Source organism: Olivibacter sp. 47, from assembly GCF_030372825.1.
Classification (GTDB): domain Bacteria; phylum Bacteroidota; class Bacteroidia; order Sphingobacteriales; family Sphingobacteriaceae; genus Olivibacter; species Olivibacter oleidegradans.
The window spans coordinates 4,142,674-4,162,737 of the sequence record NZ_JAUCNR010000001.1 but is presented as its reverse complement, the minus strand read 5'-3'; the positions used below and the strand labels follow the sequence as shown (position 1 = coordinate 4,162,737).

At 41.0% G+C, this 20,064-nt stretch carries 16 protein-coding genes and 1 pseudogene; 12 read left to right on the top strand and 5 right to left on the bottom strand.

Features of this window, described 5'->3' with window-relative positions:
* Positions 1-28: 28 nt before the first annotated feature.
* From QT327_RS18240 to QT327_RS18200, 9 genes are all read left to right on the top strand, one after another.
* Positions 29-214, top strand: a complete 186-nt coding sequence (locus QT327_RS18240; RefSeq protein ID WP_149105371.1) for a type II toxin-antitoxin system antitoxin — start codon at positions 29-31, stop codon at positions 212-214.
* Positions 215-264: 50 nt separating this feature from the next.
* Positions 265-1,446, top strand: a complete 1,182-nt coding sequence (locus QT327_RS18235) for an acetyl-CoA C-acyltransferase (protein ID WP_289553635.1) — start codon at positions 265-267, stop codon at positions 1,444-1,446.
* A gap of 23 nt (positions 1,447-1,469) precedes the next feature.
* Positions 1,470-2,315: a hypothetical protein gene (locus QT327_RS18230; RefSeq protein ID WP_289553633.1), complete on the top strand. Its 846-nt coding sequence runs from the start codon at positions 1,470-1,472 to the stop codon at positions 2,313-2,315.
* A 200-nt stretch (positions 2,316-2,515) separates the two neighbouring features.
* Complete coding sequence (locus QT327_RS18225) at positions 2,516-4,693, top strand: S9 family peptidase (RefSeq protein ID WP_289553631.1); 2,178 nt, start codon at positions 2,516-2,518, stop codon at positions 4,691-4,693.
* A gap of 191 nt (positions 4,694-4,884) precedes the next feature.
* The gene (locus tag QT327_RS18220) at positions 4,885-5,601 is read left to right on the top strand and encodes a peptide MFS transporter (RefSeq protein WP_289553630.1); all 717 of its coding nucleotides are present in this window, start codon (positions 4,885-4,887) and stop codon (positions 5,599-5,601) included.
* A 49-nt stretch (positions 5,602-5,650) separates the two neighbouring features.
* Positions 5,651-6,595 carry a POT-type proton-dependent oligopeptide transporter gene (locus tag QT327_RS18215; protein WP_289553629.1) on the top strand — a complete coding sequence of 315 codons (945 nt, stop codon included), beginning with the start codon at positions 5,651-5,653 and terminating at the stop codon, positions 6,593-6,595.
* A 131-nt stretch (positions 6,596-6,726) separates the two neighbouring features.
* The gene (locus QT327_RS18210) at positions 6,727-7,458 is read left to right on the top strand and encodes a polyprenol monophosphomannose synthase (RefSeq protein ID WP_289553627.1); all 732 of its coding nucleotides are present in this window, start codon (positions 6,727-6,729) and stop codon (positions 7,456-7,458) included.
* Between the two features lie 111 nt (positions 7,459-7,569).
* The gene (gene ruvB / locus QT327_RS18205; protein ID WP_130856965.1) at positions 7,570-8,592 is read left to right on the top strand and encodes a Holliday junction branch migration DNA helicase RuvB; all 1,023 of its coding nucleotides are present in this window, start codon (positions 7,570-7,572) and stop codon (positions 8,590-8,592) included.
* A 117-nt stretch (positions 8,593-8,709) separates the two neighbouring features.
* Positions 8,710-10,224, top strand: coding sequence for a carbon-nitrogen hydrolase family protein (locus QT327_RS18200; RefSeq protein WP_013665744.1), 1,515 nt, complete (start codon positions 8,710-8,712; stop codon positions 10,222-10,224).
* 27 nt (positions 10,225-10,251) lie between these two features.
* Here QT327_RS18200 and QT327_RS18195 read toward each other — a convergent pair whose 3' ends face one another.
* A complete protein-coding gene (locus QT327_RS18195) occupies positions 10,252-10,845 on the bottom strand; it encodes a HEAT-like fold family protein (RefSeq protein WP_289553625.1) in 594 nt (197 codons plus the stop codon).
* Between the two features lie 62 nt (positions 10,846-10,907).
* Here QT327_RS18195 and QT327_RS18190 point away from each other — a divergent pair, with 62 nt between their 5' ends.
* The gene (locus QT327_RS18190) at positions 10,908-12,530 is read left to right on the top strand and encodes an ABC-F family ATP-binding cassette domain-containing protein (protein WP_289553623.1); all 1,623 of its coding nucleotides are present in this window, start codon (positions 10,908-10,910) and stop codon (positions 12,528-12,530) included.
* A gap of 40 nt (positions 12,531-12,570) precedes the next feature.
* Here QT327_RS18190 and QT327_RS18185 read toward each other — a convergent pair whose 3' ends face one another.
* Both QT327_RS18185 and holA read right to left on the bottom strand, forming a co-directional pair.
* A complete protein-coding gene (locus QT327_RS18185) occupies positions 12,571-13,230 on the bottom strand; it encodes a TetR/AcrR family transcriptional regulator (protein ID WP_013665741.1) in 660 nt (219 codons plus the stop codon).
* Positions 13,231-13,255: 25 nt separating this feature from the next.
* A complete protein-coding gene (gene holA / locus QT327_RS18180) occupies positions 13,256-14,263 on the bottom strand; it encodes a DNA polymerase III subunit delta (RefSeq protein WP_013665740.1) in 1,008 nt (335 codons plus the stop codon).
* Positions 14,264-14,705: 442 nt separating this feature from the next.
* Here holA and QT327_RS18175 point away from each other — a divergent pair, with 442 nt between their 5' ends.
* Positions 14,706-15,167 carry a type I restriction enzyme HsdR N-terminal domain-containing protein gene (locus tag QT327_RS18175; protein WP_013665739.1) on the top strand — a complete coding sequence of 154 codons (462 nt, stop codon included), beginning with the start codon at positions 14,706-14,708 and terminating at the stop codon, positions 15,165-15,167.
* A gap of 61 nt (positions 15,168-15,228) precedes the next feature.
* On the opposite strand, the gene QT327_RS18170 is transcribed toward QT327_RS18175, so the two are convergent.
* Positions 15,229-15,873, bottom strand: coding sequence for a hypothetical protein (locus tag QT327_RS18170; RefSeq protein ID WP_149105366.1), 645 nt, complete (start codon positions 15,871-15,873; stop codon positions 15,229-15,231).
* An 82-nt stretch (positions 15,874-15,955) separates the two neighbouring features.
* A pseudogene (locus tag QT327_RS18165) lies at positions 15,956-18,600 on the bottom strand (valine--tRNA ligase).
* Between the two features lie 159 nt (positions 18,601-18,759).
* On the opposite strand from QT327_RS18165, the gene QT327_RS18160 reads away from it, so the two are divergent.
* Positions 18,760-20,037, top strand: coding sequence for a DUF3887 domain-containing protein (locus tag QT327_RS18160; protein ID WP_149105364.1), 1,278 nt, complete (start codon positions 18,760-18,762; stop codon positions 20,035-20,037).
* The last annotated feature ends 27 nt before the right edge of the window (positions 20,038-20,064 follow it).

Genomic DNA, 20,064 nt, shown 5'->3' with positions numbered 1-20,064 from the left:
TAGCGAGACATTCGCCAGCTGATGTATTATGGGAGATAAAAAGGCATTTGCTTTACGAATCAATTCGGATATGCTGAAAGAATTAGAAGCTTGGGCCGCCGACGAATTTCGAAGCACCAATGGTCAAATCGAGTATATATTACACGAAGCACTCCGCACGCGGAAAAAGATGCGGCGAAAAACCGATGATACCAATAAAAGTTCGGATGACTAGCAAAAAATTTAGATTTTGACTATCTTGTCTTCATAACCAATACATTCCACATGACAAACGAAGTATACATTGTTTCTGCTGCTCGAACGCCTATTGGTAGTTTCGGAGGCAGTCTTGCCGGCTTTACAGCTACACAATTGGGGGGACTTGCCGTAAAAGAAGCGGTAAAAAGAGCCTCCCTATTAGCCGACGACATACAGGAAGCTTATATCGGTAATGTATTATCAGCCAATCTAGGGCAGGCTCCGGCTACCCAGGTCATTAAATTGGCTGGACTGGGAAATATTCCTGCAACAACGGTCAACAAAGTCTGTGCATCCGGAACAAAAGCAGTAATGCTCGCTGCTCAGAGCATAGCTTTAGGTCATCAAGATATCATCATTGCCGGCGGCACAGAGAGCATGAGCAATGTACCCTATTATCTAGATAAAGCTCGAACAGGGTATCGATTAGGCCATCAACAGGCAATTGATGGCTTGATCAGAGATGGTCTGTGGGATGTGTATAATGATTACCATATGGGGTCAGCGGCCGAATTATGTGCTTCTTCTTGTAAAATTTCCCGAGAAGAACAGGATCAATATGCTATTAGTTCTTATAAACGAGCTCAAAAAGCTGAACGGAATGGCAAGTTCAAACAGGAGATCATACCTCTTGAGGTAACCGATAAAAAAGGAAATTCAACAACTATTGACACCGATGAAGAAATAGACAATGTTTTTTTCGACAAGATTCCTTCATTAAAACCCGTTTTTCAGAAGGAAGGCACCGTTACGGCAGCCAATGCCTCTACACTAAACGATGGCGCTGCAGCACTGGTGCTCATGAGCAAAACAAAGGCCGAACAGCTTGGTGTTAAACCGCTGGCCCGTATTTTAGGCTATGCGGACGCACAGCAAGATCCGGAATGGTTTACTACCGCCCCGGCACAGGCAATTCCACTAGCTTTAGAACGAGCCGGGGTATCGGCAAAGGAAGTTGATTATTATGAGATTAATGAAGCCTTTTCTGTGGTATCGATCGCAAATAATCAGCTTCTTCAACTTGATCCCGAAAAGGTTAATATTTATGGAGGTGCTGTGTCGCTCGGGCACCCACTGGGTGCCTCCGGTGCCCGTATTTTGGTAACACTGCTATCAGTTCTGCGACAGGAAGACGGAAACCTCGGCGTTGTAGGAATTTGTAATGGCGGAGGCGGTGCGAGTGCACTCGTAATTGAACGATTGTCATAATAGTAAAGCTTGAAATTGAAAATATGCAACTAAATGCTAAACGGGCACCGCTACTTTTATTTTTTATATCAATCATTTACATATCAGGTTTAAGGGCTCAAACGATCGAAGTCAATCATGTGTTACTCGATAGCTTGAACCACTTGGGTTACAAAATGTATAACGAAACCAACGAACCGGAGCGTTTGCAAGCCAATTACATATTCATTAAAACCTTAGTCCAATACTTAAAAAGTCCGCATTCGATCGACGATACCAACCTGGATACCTTAAAGATGATAGCCATTCGAAGAGAGCCGAAAAACAATTTCCGCATTTTTTCATGGCATATCCGATTAAATGACGGCTCCTATAGATATTACGGAGCAATCCAATGGCGAACAAAAGATGGATCGCTCAGTTTAAAGGCACTGGTTGACAAATCTCCTCTTATAGATAAACCGGAGGAAGCCTCTCTAGACAATAACAATTGGTACGGGGCCCAATATTATGATATAATTCCCATGAAGGGTTTACCTCAGCATTACCTACTATTGGGTTGGCGCGGCACAACACCTAAGGTGACACAGAAAGTAATTGATGTACTTCATCTTACTGAATCTTCCGTTGCATTTGGTAAGAAAATTTTCAAAGACCCTGCATTTGCTACGGCCTCCCGGTTGATTTATAGTTATAATGCCCGTGCTACGATGTTAATGAAGTACGAAAAGGACAAAGATCGGATCGTAATGGATCACCTAGCACCAGCCACACCATCCTTGAAGGGGCAATTTGAGCACTATGGCCCTGACATGAGCTACGATGCATGGAAGATCAAAACCGATTACCTGATATTGGAAGAGGACTTACCACTGAAGAATGAAAACTAAGCGTTCTTTAAGCGCTTTGCATTGGTATAAATTCAACAATGCTATTACAATAATTAGATTTCCTATGATATTTTGTAATTTAGACGCCATGTTTGCTGTCTCATTAAAACAATATCTATTAATAACACCGCTATAGCAAAGAACTCAGAATAGCATACTAAACCTTGCAAAGACAAATTACATATTTATAATACCATAAAATGAAACTACCTTTAATCATATTGATGCTTATGGGAAGTACAGCGCTTGCCCAATCTCCTAAAAACATAACACTTGAGGATATTTTTCAGAAGGGCACCTTTGATACCAAAACGGTGAGCGGCTTACGTTCACTTCGAGATGGAAAAACATATGTATCGATAGAAAGCAATCCGGAAACTAAAATCGCTTATGTAGCCAAAAGCAACTACCGCGACGGTAAAATTGTCGAAGCGATCTATACCGAAAAGGATATTATATTTAAAGGCAAAAAGCTGCCACTCAGTACAGATTTTAATCAGGATGAAACGAAAGTGCTTATTGCTGCCGATAGTGAACCGATTTATCGCCGATCATCAAAAGCCAATTACTATGTTTTTGATCTAGCTTCAAAGAAAATTACGGAAGTGTCTTCAAAAGGAAAACAGCAGTTTGCCACTTTTTCACCGGATGGTAGTAAAGTAGCCTTTGTACGTGATAATAATATTTTTATTAAAGACCTGCTTAACCTACAAGAAGTGCAAATCACCCAAGATGGGGCTTCCAACAAGATAATAAACGGTGGGGCTGACTGGGTGTATGAAGAAGAGTTTGCTTTTGCAAAGGCCTTTTTCTGGAGTTCTGACAGCAAAAAAATTGCTTATTATAAATTCAATGAAACCGAGGTGCCGGTATACTCGATGACGATATTCGAGCAATTGTATCCACGCGAGTATCAATATAAATATCCAAAAGCAGGAGAGAAAAATTCGCTTGTAAGCATACATTGTTATCAATTGGCAGATGGGAAGACAACACGCATTGAAGTTGGGAATGAGCAAAACCAGTATATTCCTCGCATAAAATGGACGCAAAACCCAAATTTGCTTTGCGTGTTGCGCATGAATCGGCACCAAAATAAGCTCGACTACCTATTTGCGGATGTAACCACCGGCACTTCGAAAGTGGTACTCACGGAGGAAAACAAATACTATATTAATGTCAATGACGACCTCACTTTCCTACAAAATGGCAAGCAATTCTTATTAACAAGCGAACACGACGGGTACAACCATCTTTATCTTTATGATATGGACGGAAACAAGATACGTCAAATAACGGCAGGCGCATGGCTTGTTACCAAATTATATGGTGTCAACGAAAAAACCGGAACCGCTTATTATCAATCGACCGAAAAATCACCTCTTCAGCGTGATATTTACGCCATTGATGTAACCGGTAAAAACAAAAAACAACTTAGTAACTCCCCAGGCACCAATAGTGCCACCTTTAGTACCGATTTTAGTTATTATATTCTAAATCATTCCGATACCCATTCGCCCGCCTATATCACATTAAATGACAAGGATGGCCGTCTTGTACGTGTGTTGGAAGATAATAAGAAAGCCAAACAAATCGCTGACCAATACGGCATAAAAGGTTCGGAGTTCTTTCAATTTTCAACCGCAAATGGCATCAACTTAAATGGCTATCTCGTTAAGCCGGTTGATTTTGATCCAAGTAAAAAATATCCGGTCCTAATGTATGTCTATGGCGGCCCGGGGAGCCAAAATGTAACCGATTCCTGGACCGGATCCAGAAGTTTATGGTTCTATTACTTAGCACAAAAAGGCTACATTGTGGCCTGTATAGATAATCGGGGAACCGGTTTCAGAGGTGAAGAATTTCAGAAATCAACCTATCTCAATTTAGGCAGACTTGAAACGGAAGACCAAATTGAAGGGGCGAAATGGTTATCCAAACAGCCTTATGTTGATCCTGAAAGAATCGGTATTTGGGGTTGGAGCTATGGTGGTTATATGGCATCGCTCTGTATTACCAGAGGTGCCGATATTTTCAAGCTCGCTATTGCGGTTGCCCCCGTCACTACCTGGCGCTATTATGACAGCATTTATACCGAACGATACCTACGTACCCCACAAGAAAATCCGCAAGGATATGACGACAACTCTCCTATCAATTACGCAGATCGTTTAAAGGGCAAATTCCTTTTGATCCACGGTACCGGTGATGACAATGTGCATTTTCAAAACAGCATTATGTTCTCCGAAGCGCTAATACAAGCTAATAAGCCCTTTGAACAAGCTTACTATCCTAATAAAAACCATGGAATTCACGGTGGCAACACCAGCATTCACCTATATAGTAAAATGACTGATTTTATAATGAAAAACTTATAAATATAAGATCGAGATGGCGCAGGGTCGAAAGAATTTCTATTCTGTTTTTTTCCATTATTAGCAGATAAATTTTGTTATAATGAGGCGGTCTAGCTATCTTGCGCCATTTATTAAATACACTAAGGTCACACAAAAAACAAAAAACCAACATTGTAATAAGTTTAAAATCAACCTTTAAACAAATCAACAACATGAATCAAACGAAAACATTATCACAAGAACCACAATCAAACCAGCAAAGTCATCCCAAAGGACTTTATGTACTGTTCACCACGGAAATGTGGGAGCGCTTTAATTTTTACGGGATGCGGGCGTTACTTACATTATTTCTCGTTAACGCGCTTGCTTTTTCAGACAAAGATGCCTCAATTGTTTATGGCGGTTTTCTCGGTCTAAGTTATTTGACTCCCATGATTGGAGGCTATATTGCAGATCGTTATCTGGGAAACAGAAACTGTATCCTACTAGGTGGAGCAATTATGGGTATTGGCCAGTTGTGCCTATTCTTTAGCGGATCAGTCTATGCATCTAATCTCGATCTTGCAAAATTTGTGATGTGGACTGCTTTAGCTATTATTATCGTTGGAAATGGTTTTTTTAAACCCAATATTTCCTCGATGGTAGGCCAACTCTACAATAAAGGAGATAACAGGCTCGACTCCGCTTTCACCATTTTTTACATGGGTATCAATGTAGGCGCATTTCTCGGGATGTCTGTATGCCCTTTCCTGGGTGACGTTAAGGTGGGTGACGTGCGTGTGGTCGAAGCCTTTAAATGGGGATTTCTGGCGGCCGGCTTAGCGATGTTTTTGGGTACCGTTATGTTTTTTTTTCCTGAAGAACAAATACGTAACGTCACCCGATGGAAAGCCTGTTGGTGCCAAACCTTCTTTTCATCCCGATCATAAGCAAGCGGAAGAAGAATCGGAAAAGGCAAAATTTACGACAGGCTCAATTGTGGCATCCCTGTTGGTATTGGTAGTTCTGTATATTATTTTTCACTTCCTTTCACTCGATCCAAATCCCATTAAAAGCTGGGTCTACCCTTTTATATACGCTTCGGCCTTAAGCTTAGCTTTTCTGATATTAACGGATAAAACCATTACCAAAATAGAGCGCGATCGTATTGTAGTGATGTACATCATCGCATTCTTCGTCATTTTCTTTTGGTCAGCTTTCGAACAAGCGGGCTCATCGCTAACCTTCGTTGCCGATAAACAGACTGATTTAAACTTCTTGGGCTATCAGCTTCCGCCTAGTTTTATTCAAAACGCCAATTCCATATTCATCATCATATTTGCCCTTCCTTTCAGCTGGCTTTGGCTAAAGTTGCAAAAACGTAATCTGGAGCCAATTTCTCCTGTTAAACAGGCTATCGGACTCTTGTTACTAGCCATTGGTTACTACATCATTGCCGTTCAAGTTGCCAAGATTGGATTGACCGGCAAGCTGGCTGTTCATTGGCTATTCATTATGTATTTATTCCATACACTAGGTGAATTGTGCCTCTCTCCAATCGGGTTATCGCTGGTTTCCAAGCTCGCACCTAAACGTTTCTCATCCCTACTGATGGGCGTGTGGTTTATAGGCAATGCAGCAGGTTACGCCCTAGCAGGTACTTTGGGAGCGTTGATTCCTCCTACAGGGGATAAATTCGAATTTGCCGCGTCTAAAGGGATTGACCTACAGGGAATATTGGACGGAGCCGTAAAACCGACGGCAGAGCAAGTGGCTATATTAGCGCAAGAGAAAATTGATATTGTTTACCCAACTTTTGTAGGCTTCACCGTTCATAATCTATATGAATTTTTCATGGTTTTCGTAACGCTTTCCGGCACAGCTGCACTTATACTGTTTCTTATTTCAGGAATTCTAAAAAAGATGATGCACGGTGTAAAATAATTGGAATGAGCTATCGGAAATAGGCTATCAGCAACAGAAACGAGACATTACTGAAATCTAATAGCCGAAAACTGATAGCTCATAATATTTCCTTATTTTCGTAATTTGAAAACCAAAACTGGAAAGAAGCCGTGTCAGACAGCATCGTTATTATACCCACTTACAACGAAAAGGAGAATATAGAAAGGATTATCCGCAAAGTGTTTTCGCTTTCTTTTCCTTATCACATTTTAGTTATTGACGATGGATCGCCTGATGGAACGGCTGATATTGTAAGGGGTTTACAAGCAGTGTTTAACGGTTCCCTACATTTAGAAGAGCGGAGAGGAAAGCTCGGGCTGGGTACGGCTTACATCCATGGATTTAATTGGTGTCTAGAAAGAGATTATCTGTATATATTCGAGATGGACGCTGATTTTTCACACAATCCGGATGACCTTATCCGCCTACGGGAGGCATGTATCGAAGGAGCCGACCTGGCCATTGGATCACGTTACATCAAAGGGGTAAACGTGGTAAACTGGCCTATGAAAAGGGTGTTAATATCTTATTTTGCTTCGGGGTACGTACGATTGATTACCGGGACCGACATTCGTGATGCCACCGCCGGTTTTGTGTGTTACAAACGCAAGGTACTCGAAACTATACCGCTCGACAAGATCAAATTTGTGGGCTATGCCTTCCAGATAGAAATGAAATTCACCACCTTGAAGTATGGGTTTAAAGTAGTGGAAGTTCCGATCATTTTTACGGATAGAACGGAAGGTACATCAAAAATGAGTACCAAAATCTTTCGGGAGGCCTTCTTCGGTGTTATACAGATGAAAGTTAACAGTTGGTTTAGAAAATACAACAGGCCCTAAAACCTCTAATTTTTTTAGTATTTTTGTTATCAGCAATCAGCTGTCAGTTATCGGCCACCGGCTTAAAGCAGACAGCTGATAACTAAAAACTGACGGCTAAAAGCTTCCAACATGAACGAACATTTAAATCCCAATGCAGAGCACCTCAGCAAGACGGAGAAAGAGGTAGAAAAGGTGTTGCGCCCCCAGGCATTTGAAGATTTTACCGGGCAACACAAAATATTGGAAAATTTACGGATTTTCGTTCAAGCAGCTAAACTTCGTGGCGAGGCGTTAGACCATGTACTCCTTCACGGCCCTCCCGGATTAGGAAAGACAACACTTTCACATATTATTGCGAATGAAATGGGCGTGGGCATTAAGATTACTTCCGGACCGGTATTAGATAAACCCGGTGATCTAGCTGGCCTACTTACCAATTTAGAAGTGGGTGATATCCTGTTCATTGATGAAATCCATCGCCTGAGCCCCTTAGTAGAAGAGTATCTTTATTCGGCGATGGAAGATTTCAAAATTGACATCATGCTCGAAACCGGACCAAATGCCCGGTCTGTGCAATTATCCCTCAGTCCTTTTACCCTTGTGGGGGCCACAACCCGATCAGGCTTGTTAACAGCGCCACTTCGCGCCCGCTTTGGCATTAATGCGCGTTTGCAATATTATGATGCCAAACTCTTAACAACCATCGTACTTCGGTCTGCCGGGATATTACGGACACCAATCAGCGAAGAAGGTGCCTATGAAATCGCCAGGAGAAGCCGTGGCACCCCACGGATTGCCAATGCCTTGCTACGAAGAACCCGTGACTTCGCCCAAATCAAGGGAAATGGCAATATCGATACGGAAATTGCCCAATACGCGCTCAACGCGCTCAATGTTGATGAGCATGGATTGGACGAAATGGATAATCGGATTTTATTGACCATAATCGATAAATTCAAAGGAGGGCCGGTAGGACTGAAAACCATCGCTACTGCAGTAGGAGAAGATGAAGGGACGATCGAAGAGGTATATGAACCTTTTCTTATTCAGGAGGGCTATATTATGCGAACTTCAAGAGGCCGCGAATGTACCGAACTGGCCTACAAGCATCTGGGAAAAGCAAACTATCCCAAAGGAAATACGTTATTTTAGCTAGTTGGAATGCAAGATATAAGTATCAAGACATAAGATAGCTATCAATGAGCCCTTCGGGGTTTTTACCATCCCTCCGGGAGGCAGGCTTTTGAATTTTTACTTTTTACTTTTCTAATGAACATCATCATAAGACCACTTGGACTTTCAGATTATAATGATTTAAAAACCTCTATGGTTGAAGCCTATCACGGCACAGCAGGCGGTATATGGCCCAAATCAAGCATCAAACATTTGTTGAGCATCTTTCCCGAAGGGCAATTGTGTGTCGAAGTGGACGACCATGTGGTTGCATGCGCTTTATCGATTATTGTCGATTCTAAAAAAACAGATAGAACGCATTCGTACGAAGAAATTACGGGCAAATACACGTTTAACACCCATGATCCTGAAGGCGATGTTTTATATGGTATCGAATTGTTTGTTCACCCGGACTATAGGGATTTACGCCTGGGCAGGCGCCTATATGATGCGAGAAAAGAACTTTGTGAACAGCTCAACCTGAAAAGCATCATTGCCGGCGGGCGGATTCCCAAATATCATGAGCATGCGGATACACTTACACCCAAACAGTATATTGAAAAGGTTAAACAAAAAGAACTCTATGACCCTACCCTAACCTTTCAGTTATCTAATGATTTTCACGTAAAAAAGATCCTAAAAAACTATCTTCCCGAAGACCGTGAATCATTGGAATATGCTACTTTACTTGAATGGAATAATATCTATTACGAACCGAAAACCAGTTCGATTTCACCTACCAAGCAAACCATTCGCTTAGGTCTTATCCAGTGGCAAATGCGCCTTTTTAATAATGTTGAGGCCTTTTACGATCAGATTGAATTTTTCGTGGATGTTGTTAGCGGATATGGTGCGGACTTTGCGCTTTTTCCGGAGTTTTTCAACACTCCCCTAATGGAGCCTTATAACCACTTACCCGAACGGGAGGCGATGCGCATGTTGGCCAAACACACTGAAGAAATCAAAGAGAAAATTCAGCGCTTGGCGGTTTCCTATAACGTAAATATTATCGCAGGATCTATGCCTTCTCTTTCGGCCAATGATCGTCTGTATAATACAACCTACTTATGTCATCGAAGCGGTAAAGTCGACGCCTACAACAAAGTCCATATTACACCTAACGAGCTCAAATATTACGGCATGTACGGTGGAGACAAAGTACAAGTATTTGATACAGACTGCGGTAAAATAGGCATTCAGATATGCTATGATGTCGAATTTCCTGAACTAAGCAGGATCATGGCCGATCAGGGGATGAAAATCCTATTTGTTCCGTTTTTAACCGACACACAAAATGGCTATACACGGGTAAGAAACTGCGCACAAGCACGGGCGATCGAAAACGAATGTTATGTGGCCATTGCCGGATCTGTTGGCAATTTACCAAAAGTGAACAATATGGACATACAATATGCGCAGTCGGCCGTCTTCACTCCGTCGGATTTTGCCTTCCCTACCAATGGCGTAAAAGCCGAAGCGACACCAAATGCAGAGATGGTTTTATTAACCGACGTGGATCTCTATGCACTAAAAGAACTGCATGAATACGGTACGGTAAAAACCATGAAGGATAGACGGACAGATTTATATAAGGTCAATCTACTGAAATAAGGATATCGAAAAAAGATCTTAGTTTTTTCAAGATGCTTCCAGCAATTTCATCAGTAATTTTTTTCCTCTACTCTGCATCGCAGCGCTACCATCTTTTAAATAAAAAGTAATTTGCGCGTTTAGCTCATCTTTAATCCACGGAAATAAAGGAACGAGGTTATAAAGTATTTCGATGCAGTTGACCCTTACCGCAACCGGTGTTTCAGATTTGATCAGCCACTCGAATACACGCTCTACCACTTGTTCTTTATGTGTTGTTGTCAAGTGACTGAAAGCTTCTTTACGAATCGTTTTAGCTTTTCTATTGGTATAATTCATCAAAATCTTCGTAAAATGCCGCTGACAACTTGCATTATGTTGATGCGTAAGTTGCTCAATAAACTCGACTAATAAAGGGATAAATCGGTCAGGCGATTTGTTTTCGACAAATTCCAGTATCCAGGCCGCTCGAAAAGCAATGGCTTTCTGCGGATGATAACAAAGCGACAAGAGGTCGGACATGGTATAATGATCTGATATGGCGAGCTGTGCCAGTACTGTGGCTTTCACCTTCGACACATTTTTGGATATTTCCAACAGAAATTGTTCTTTCGTCATTCCGTGCAGCGATAATATTATCATAGAGTGCACCTTTAAGCTTATCCTCTTCACATTACGCTTTCAATTCGCTATCTTTGCCCCCTATGATTAGTGTTTCAAATCTTTCTTTACGCTTTGGTAAACGCGTTTTATTTGACGAAGTTAATTTAAAATTTACACAGGGCAACTGTTACGGTATAATCGGCGCAAATGGTGCCGGCAAATCGACCTTTTTAAAAATTATTACCGGTGATGTAGATCCAACAACCGGATCTGTCAGTATCACGCCGGGAGAGCGTATGGCCGTTCTTAGTCAGAACCACTATGCTTTTGATGAATATTCCGTTATAGAGACGGTTATGATGGGGCATAAAGAGCTCTACAACATCATGAAGGAAAAGGACGCCATTTATGCCAAGGAAGATTTTACCGATGCAGACGGAGAAAGAGCAGGCGAGCTGGAGAACTTATTTGCTGAAATGGATGGCTGGAGTGCCGAAAATAATGCCGCTACCCTACTTAGCAATCTAGGTATTTCAGAAGATCTACATTATAAACTGGTAAAGGATTTAGATGGTAACCAAAAAGTAAGGGTGCTATTGGCGCAGGCACTATTTGGAAATCCGGACATACTGGTATTGGACGAACCTACCAACGACTTAGATATCGATACAATCGCTTGGTTAGAAAACTTTTTGGCAGATTATCAAGGTTTAGTTTTAGTCGTATCGCACGACCGTCACTTTTTGGATGCAGTATGTACGCATATTGTCGATATTGATTTTAGTAAAATGACGATCTATACCGGTAACTATACTTTCTGGTATGAATCAAGTCAGCTGGCCTTAAAACAACGCGCAGAACAGAATAAAAAGCTGGAGGATAAAGTTAAAGAACTGCAGGAATTTATTCGCAGATTTAGTGCAAATGCTTCTAAATCAAAACAGGCAACAAGTAGAAAAAAGGCCTTGGATAAGATCAATTTAGATGAAATCAAGCCTTCTAGTCGAAAATACCCAGCCATTATGTTCAATGAAATGAACAGAGAACCAGGCGATCAAATTCTACAGGTAGAAAACTTAGGCAAGGTATCGAATGGTGAAGTCTTATTCGATAAGGTATCTTTTATGATGAACAAAGGTGATAAGATTGCCATATTATCCGAAAACAGCTTAGCAACTACCGCCTTCTACGAAGTACTTACCGGAAGGGATAAAGATTATAAAGGCGCGTTTAAATGGGGGGTCACCATCAGTACAGCTGATATTCCTATGGATAACGCTGCCTATTTTGAAGGGAAAAATGAAAACCTTATTGATTGGCTGAGGGAATACTCTTCAACAGATCAGGATGACCAATTTGTACGGGGCTTCCTTGGGAAAATGTTATTTAGTGGAGAAGAAGTGCTGAAAAAATGCTCCGTACTATCCGGAGGAGAAAAAATGCGTTGCATGTTCTCGCGAATGATGCTACAAAAGGCGAATTTTTTACTTTTTGACGAACCCACTAATCACCTCGACTTGGAGTCTATTACAGCTTTAAATAATGGGATGAAAGATTTCAGAGGACCGATACTATTTACTTCGCGCGACCATGAGTTAACACAAACAGTAGCCAACAGAATTATTGAACTGACCCCAAAAGGTGTTATTGATAAACTTATGTCCTATGATGAGTATATCAATAGTGAGGAAATAAAGAAGCAACGCGAAAGCATGTTGAAATAAATAAATAGGGTGTCCGAAAAACTTTCAGACACCCTTCTGTTTATTTTCTGTTTTTACATTTCTTAGCTTCGTCAAATGCCCAGCTACTAATTTTAGTCACAGCCTGTTTTATACGTTCCCGTCCTTCTAACGTATTCACATCAATTTCGCAAAAGGTGCTTCCGTTGTTTTTCGCATGTAGTACCAAATAATAAATACCTGCAACCTGTAGCGCAACAATCCCCCTTAAATCTACCGTTGTGTCACTGAATAATGGATCCGTTAACCGAAAAAGGTCACTGCCCAACTCTTCTCTGGCATTAGCGATTTCGCGCATTAACGAGCTTTGTTTACTGATTTCCCAAAGTACGATATTTTGCAGTTCGTCTGCTCCGAAAAAAAAATCGAGTTGCTGTGTTAGCAAATTTGGCAAAGCCACTTGCCCAAAATCTTGCTGGAACGAATCTGCAACATTTATTTTATCAACAAAACTGACCCAATAATCTTTTTCCCGAACATATTTCTCCACCAAGTTGTCGACACTATCAAAATACCTATAAATCAATTTTTTGTTTACACCGGCTATTTGAGCGATCTTATTAACGCCCAAGCCTTGGTAGCCTTCCGTCCGTATTATTTGACCCACTGCACTTAAGAGCTTTAATTTAGTCCGCTCTCTATCCCTAATTTCTCCTTGCGGTCGTTTTCTTTCTTTTTTCATCTATTTATTTCTTGATGGAGCCTTATTAATGTAAAACCTTAAACATCATTTCCTTCAGCAAATCTTCGGCTTCGAGATTAAAGGCATCTACTCCCTTCGACTTTAAATCGTACTCCCGAAGATAGCCAATAATATGAAACAGTTTCATAATCGGATAATTCCGGGCTGCCAACTCATAATCTTTCACAAAAAAGGGATGAACCCCTAATTCTTTGGCAGCGCTTTGCTGGCTTTTATCAGGCAAATAATGAAATTTCAAGATTTTTGAAAAATAACCGTATAGCGATCCCATCACGACGGGAATCGGATTGGATTTCGGATTAGCAGAAAAATAATCGATGATCTGATTTACCTTTAAGACATCCTTTTTTCCCAGGGCGGTATTCAGTTCGAAAATATTAAAATCTTTACTTATCCCGATATTATTTTGAACGTCTGTAACACCTATTTCCCTATCCTTTGGCACATTGAGCATCATCTTGTCTAACTCATTTGCTACTTTCGAAAGCTCTGTACCTAAATATTCACCCATCATCGCTGCAGCTTGTGGATGGATCTTCATCCCACGCTCCTTTACATACTCATCAATCCAGGGTGCTAATTTATTATCATAAATCTTAGCGGATTCAAGCACAACCCCGCTCTTTTCAATGGCCTTGTATATTTTTTTCCGCTTATCAAACTTGCTATATTTGTACGCAAAAGCTAATACGGTAGTTGTTAAAGGTTTCTCCACATAAGCTTGAAAAAACTCATCTGCCTTATCCCATTTTAAATTCTGAGCCTCTTTTATAATGACAACTTGATAGTCGCTCATCATCGGATATCGTTTAGCTGTATTCAAGATCGTGACCCAGTCTGTATCCTTTCCATATAGAATCGTTTGATTAAAACCCTTTTCAGCTTCACTCAGCACCTTATTCTCTAAAGCATGGACTATCAAGTCAATGTAGTATGCTTCTTCTCCATGCAAAAGATAAATCGGTTTCAGCTTTCTCTTATTGATATCGGCTAAAATGTTAGATGCACTCATATTCTTTTATTAATCTAATGGGCTAACAGGGAACTATCAATTAGCCTAGGTATAGGCTAGACCACGCTGCAAAATAACAATAATTTTTAAGGTTTGACAACTGTCAGCGGTAAGCTATCAGCAGTAAGCTATAAGCAGTAAGCTATAAGCATAGGTTTTTGATACGGTCGCTGCGACTGCTATTAGTGAACAAGGGAACCTGTTAGCAGTGAACCTGTCATACTCCCTACTAACTACTCCCTACTAACTACTAACTCCCTTATTAGTGAACAAGGGAACCTGTTAGTAGTGAACCTGTCATACTTCCTACTTCCTACTAACTACTCCCTACTAACTACTAACTACTCCCTACTAACTACTAACTATATAACGTACAACTTATAACTAATTAAAAAAATCTCCCTAGCTTTGTATCTTTAAGACATCCGCAAACACGGTCATTATGTTAAGCCCCATTCCACTTAATCTCCCCTCCTATCCGCTAAAACTCAGCAAAGATGAACATCGCCTGTTCATTTATGATGAGTTAAGAAAAAAACATCTCTTATTAACGCCCGAAGAATGGGTACGGCAACATTGGATTCAACATCTTATACAAGCTAAGGGTTTCCCTAAAGCATTGATTCAAAGTGAAGGCGGACTAAAATTAAACTCACTGCAGAAACGCACCGATATCGTAGTTTTTAATCCCTCGGGTAAACGCCTATTAATAGCAGAACTAAAGGCTCCTTCAATAAAAATCACGCAGGCCGTATTCGAACAGATCGCACGATACAATATGGTTCATAAAGTTCCTTACCTGGTTGTGAGCAACGGCTTAGAACACTATTACTGTCTTATTGACCACGAAAACGAAAGCTACCGTTTCTTGGAAGACATTCCTTTCTACCACGAAATAAAATAAGCCGTTGTTTTTGTAAACAAACGGCTTAACAAAGATATGTCTATTATATATCGCGATCTATCTATTTGGCAGAAACACTTAATTCTACCACATTAGCATAGATAAAGTTCATGGCCTTATGATTAGATTTGACCGGATTCTCCTTTTTAAATTCATCCAGCAATGTAACTTCCAGGTTATCGGTTCTATCTATATCCAATACACCCCCTAAACAAGGATACTTCTGACCTAAATCACCGTCATTGAAGCTCTCAATATGAGCAAAACCATCCACATTAGCATAAAAGTTAGTAAACGTAACCGGCAAAAAGTTATTTGCTTTTACCATATCTTTTAATGTGGAACCTACTCGAATACCTTCTTCCAATTGATAGGGTCCCATTTCATCCGATACGCTCAATTTCACCGCCTTGGTAAAAGGAGCGGTCGTTTCTGCCCAAAATACTGTTACTTCTTCAGGTGTATCTTTGAATACTTTAGTAACGCTCACTTTCTTACCTTCTACTTCCTTCGTTGTATCAGCCAATTTATCGGCGCCAAATTCCTTTTCAAGATCCGCATGGCTATAGCTTAATTTTACTTTACCGATGCCCTCGCAAGTGATTAAATTCGGGTCCTGATCGGCCGCTTTCTCTTCCTTTTTGGAAGCACCACCGCAAGATGCTAGAACAAAGCCGATAAGTGCTAGACTGAGAATTCTTTTCATGTTAATAACTTTAAGTTTTTATAATTTAATATCCTCACGAAGATAATAAAAGCTTTGAGCTATCGAAAACGGAATAGTAACATTAAAGTGACGCCAAACTTTCTTCTAAAATTTTAATCTTCGCAAGTGCATCTGCTTGCTTATTACGCTCATTCTGCACGATCTCCGGCTTCGCGTTTTGTACAAATCGCTCGTTTGATAGTTTTGCGTTCACCGATTTCAGGAAACCTTGTAAATACGTGATTTCATTTGTTATTCGCTCACGCTCGGCCTTCACATCAATATTTTGAGCTATGCTTACAAAAAACTCATCCTTGCCTGCTATAAATGCTGCCGTCCCCACTTGTTGCTCCGAAACGAAGCTTACGTCGCTGATGTTCGCCAATTTTCTGATACTATCTAAATAGTTTTCGTAAGCAATATCGGTATTCACTTTGATAGCAAGTGGAAGTGTCTCTTTAGGAGAAATTTGTTTCGTGTTTCGCACGTTACGTATTTCAGAAACAACTTGCTGAACCACCTGAAAGTCATTTAGAAGCTCCCGATCGATCTTTGAAGCCTTAGGATAGGCTGCCACAATACAGCAATCCAACGCACTCCGACTTCCAAACAATTCATCGTGCCATAGCTCCTCCGTGATAAATGGCATAAAAGGATGAGCAAGGGCCAATACCTGCTCAAAAAAGTCGATCGTAAAGGTCAATAGATCTTTAGCAATAGGCTGTTGATAAGCCGGCTTTACCAGTTCAAGATACCAGGAGCAGAAATCATCCCATATAAGCTTGTAAATGGTCATGAGCGCATCAGAAAGTCTATAGGCGGCGAAATGCTCCTCTACTTCGATCACAGCTTCACTAAAGCGGCTCTCAAACCATTCCACGGTTTTAAGCTCTGCTTTTGTTGCCGGTTTGTTAACCGTTTCCCAGCCTTTAACTAATCGGAAGGCATTCCAAATCTTGTTGGCAAAATTTCGGCCCTGCTCGCAGTAGGCCACATCAAACATGAGGTCATTACCTGCAGGAGACGACAACAACATTCCAACACGCACGCCATCCGTACCATATTGATCCATCAACTCAATCGGATCCGGCGAATTCCCCAATGATTTAGACATCTTTCGTCCAAGTTTGTCGCGCACGATACCGGTAAGGTAGACATTTTTAATGGTGCCTTTCCTCGAAATTCGTGCCCTGCAATCATCATACGCGCTACCCAGAAAAACAATATTTCAGGCGCTGTTACCAAATCATTTGTAGGATAATAATAATTGATATCGGCTCCGTTTGGCTCTTTAAATCCGTCAAAAACGGATATAGGCCATAAGCCTGACGAAAACCAAGTATCTAGCACGTCCTCCTCCTGATAAATGCCCTTTGTGCTTTTTCCCAAGCGCTCAAACTCGACTATCGCTTCCTCTTCAGTTTTAGCTACAACCCAATCTTGATTTTCATTGTACCAAGCCGGGATTCGTTGGCCCCACCAGAGTTGCCTCGATATATTCCAATCTTTAACATGCTCCATCCAATGGCGATAGCTATTGATAAATTTGTCAGGAATTAGTTTAACCTCGCCACTAAGCACGTAATCCAGTGCCGGCTTTGCAAGGTGCTCCATTTTACAAAACCATTGCATAGATAGCTTTGGTTCAATAGCCGCATCGGTCCGCTCTGAAAAGCCAACCTGCGACTTATAATCTTCAACCTTTTCCAATTGCCCTACTTCTTCCAGCATTTTAGCAATTTTTTTACGGGCGATAAAGCGATCCTCTCCTACTAATATCTGCGCTTTTTCATTTAGCGTTCCATCGTCATTTAAGATGTCGACAACCTCTAATTTATGCTTCTGGCCCAGCTCATAGTCGTTCAGATCATGTGCCGGCGTTACTTTTAAACAACCTGTACCAAATTCCATCTCAACATACTCATCCTCAATGATGGGTATTTCCCTGTTTATTATAGGAACCAGTACTTTCTTTCCTTTTAAATGCTGATAGCGTTCGTCATTCGGATTGATACAAACGGCCGTGTCAGCCATAATCGTTTCCGGCCGGGTTGTTGCGATGGTGATGTACGATCGTTGTTGGTTATTCGTTGTTCGTTCTTCGCCCGTGTCTACAACTTGATACTGGATATAATACAGCTTCTGGTTTACTTCTTTGCGAATTACTTCTTCATCTGAGACAGCGGTTTTACCCTGCGGATCCCAGTTAATCATGCGGATACCTCGGTAGATATACCCCTTCTTATAAAGGTGAATAAATGTATCAATTACCGCATCGCTCAAGTCGGGTTCCATAGTGAAGCGCGTCCGGTCCCAATCGCACGAGGCTCCCAGCTTTCGCAATTGATCGAGAATAATTCCGCCGTATTTTTCCTTCCATTCCCAAGCGTATTTCAAGAATTCTTCACGTGTGATATCGCTTTTATTGATTCCGCGCTCTTTAAGCATAGCGACTACCTTTGCCTCGGTTGCAATCGACGCATGATCGGTACCGGGCACCCAACAGGCATTTTTACCCTGCATCCGGGCACGGCGAATTAATACATCCTGAATCGTATTATTTAGCATATGTCCCATGTGCAATACGCCCGTGACGTTAGGAGGAGGCATGACAATCGTATAGGGTTCTCTACCATCCGGTATAGAACGGAAAAACTTCTTTTCCAGCCAATAGGCATACCATTTATCTTCGGTTTCTTTGGGGTTGTATGTCTTCGCTATGCTCATGGTATAAATAACATTTAGTATACTATTGTATACATATAAAGAGGTGCAAACCTACTATAAAATTCGCTTATTTGGAAATGGAGATCGGCTTTCAGCAATGAGCTATTTTCGCGAGCAAGTACCATATAATTTTTGTATCTTAAAGAAAAAATTCATTTTATGCGTTACCTTTTTATTCTCTTTACCTTATTATTCTTGAGCATTTATAGCGGAAAAGCGCAAAACACAAACGGCAATAAGGCGGCAAAATTCATCTCGCTCATGGTTGATTCCAACTACAAGGAAGCACTTGATCTTACTTCAGCTGATTTTAAAGCGAAGGTTAACCCAGCAACATTATCGAAGATATGGAAGGGTATTAACCAGCAATTTGGTGCTTTTGAGCAGGTAGAACCACTCGATAGCATTACTAATAATAACAACTCGTTGATACTGCAAGCCACTTTTAAAGATTATATTGTTCCCTTAACATTCCATTTTAACACGAGCGGAGATATTTCGGCTTTTTTAATGCAACAACAACCCAAAATCAGGGCCAACACCAATAGGAGTCCGGCTAATTTCCCCGAAGAGGCGTTAAAAATCAAAGTAAATGGAGGTATTATCAGCGGAACTCTTATGACACCAAAAAATCCGCAAGCGGGTACTCCCGTCGCTTTAATCATTGCGGGTAGCGGTCCTACGGATCGCAATGGCAACAACCTTTATGGCGTGAAAGCCAACAGTTACTTATTATTAGCGGAAGCGTTAGCGGATAACGGCATCGCCAGTTTCCGATACGATAAGCGTTTGATCGGCGAAAGTGTAAACTTTCAGACAAGCCAAAATAACTTGGTGTTTAACGACTTTGTAGATGACGCGGTGATTCTTGGAACATTTCTCAAAAATCAAAAAAAATTTCAAAAGCTGTTTATTATAGGTCATAGCGAAGGTTCAAACATCGGCATTATTGCATCGGAGCAGCTGAATCCGGACGCCGTTGTTTCTTTATGCGGCCCGGGAGAAAATCTTGCTACTGTGTTAGAAAATCAATTATTAACACAACCTTCCTTAGTTAAAGAAGCTACGTCAATTATCAACCTGCTGAAACAGGGAAAAATGACAAATAATGTTCCGACCGAGCTCAATAGTTTATTTGCCCCGGCTATACAACCCTTCCTTATTTCGTCTTTCAAAATCAATCCCGAAGAAGAAATCAGGAAGTTAAAAATACCAATCCTGATTGTGGGAGGCACTACGGATTTGCAAGTACCGACCAGCCACGCCGAAAAGTTAAAAGCAGCGAATCCCAAAGCCACGCTCTTACTTATAAAAAACATGAACCATACACTAAAAACAGCACCTGCAAATAAAGAAGCTAACTTGAAGACTTATTCAAATCCAAATCTCCCGTTAAACAGCGATTTAGTAATAGGCTTGGTTAATTTTTTAAAGTGATAGGTTAAAAGTTGTACGTTATAAGGC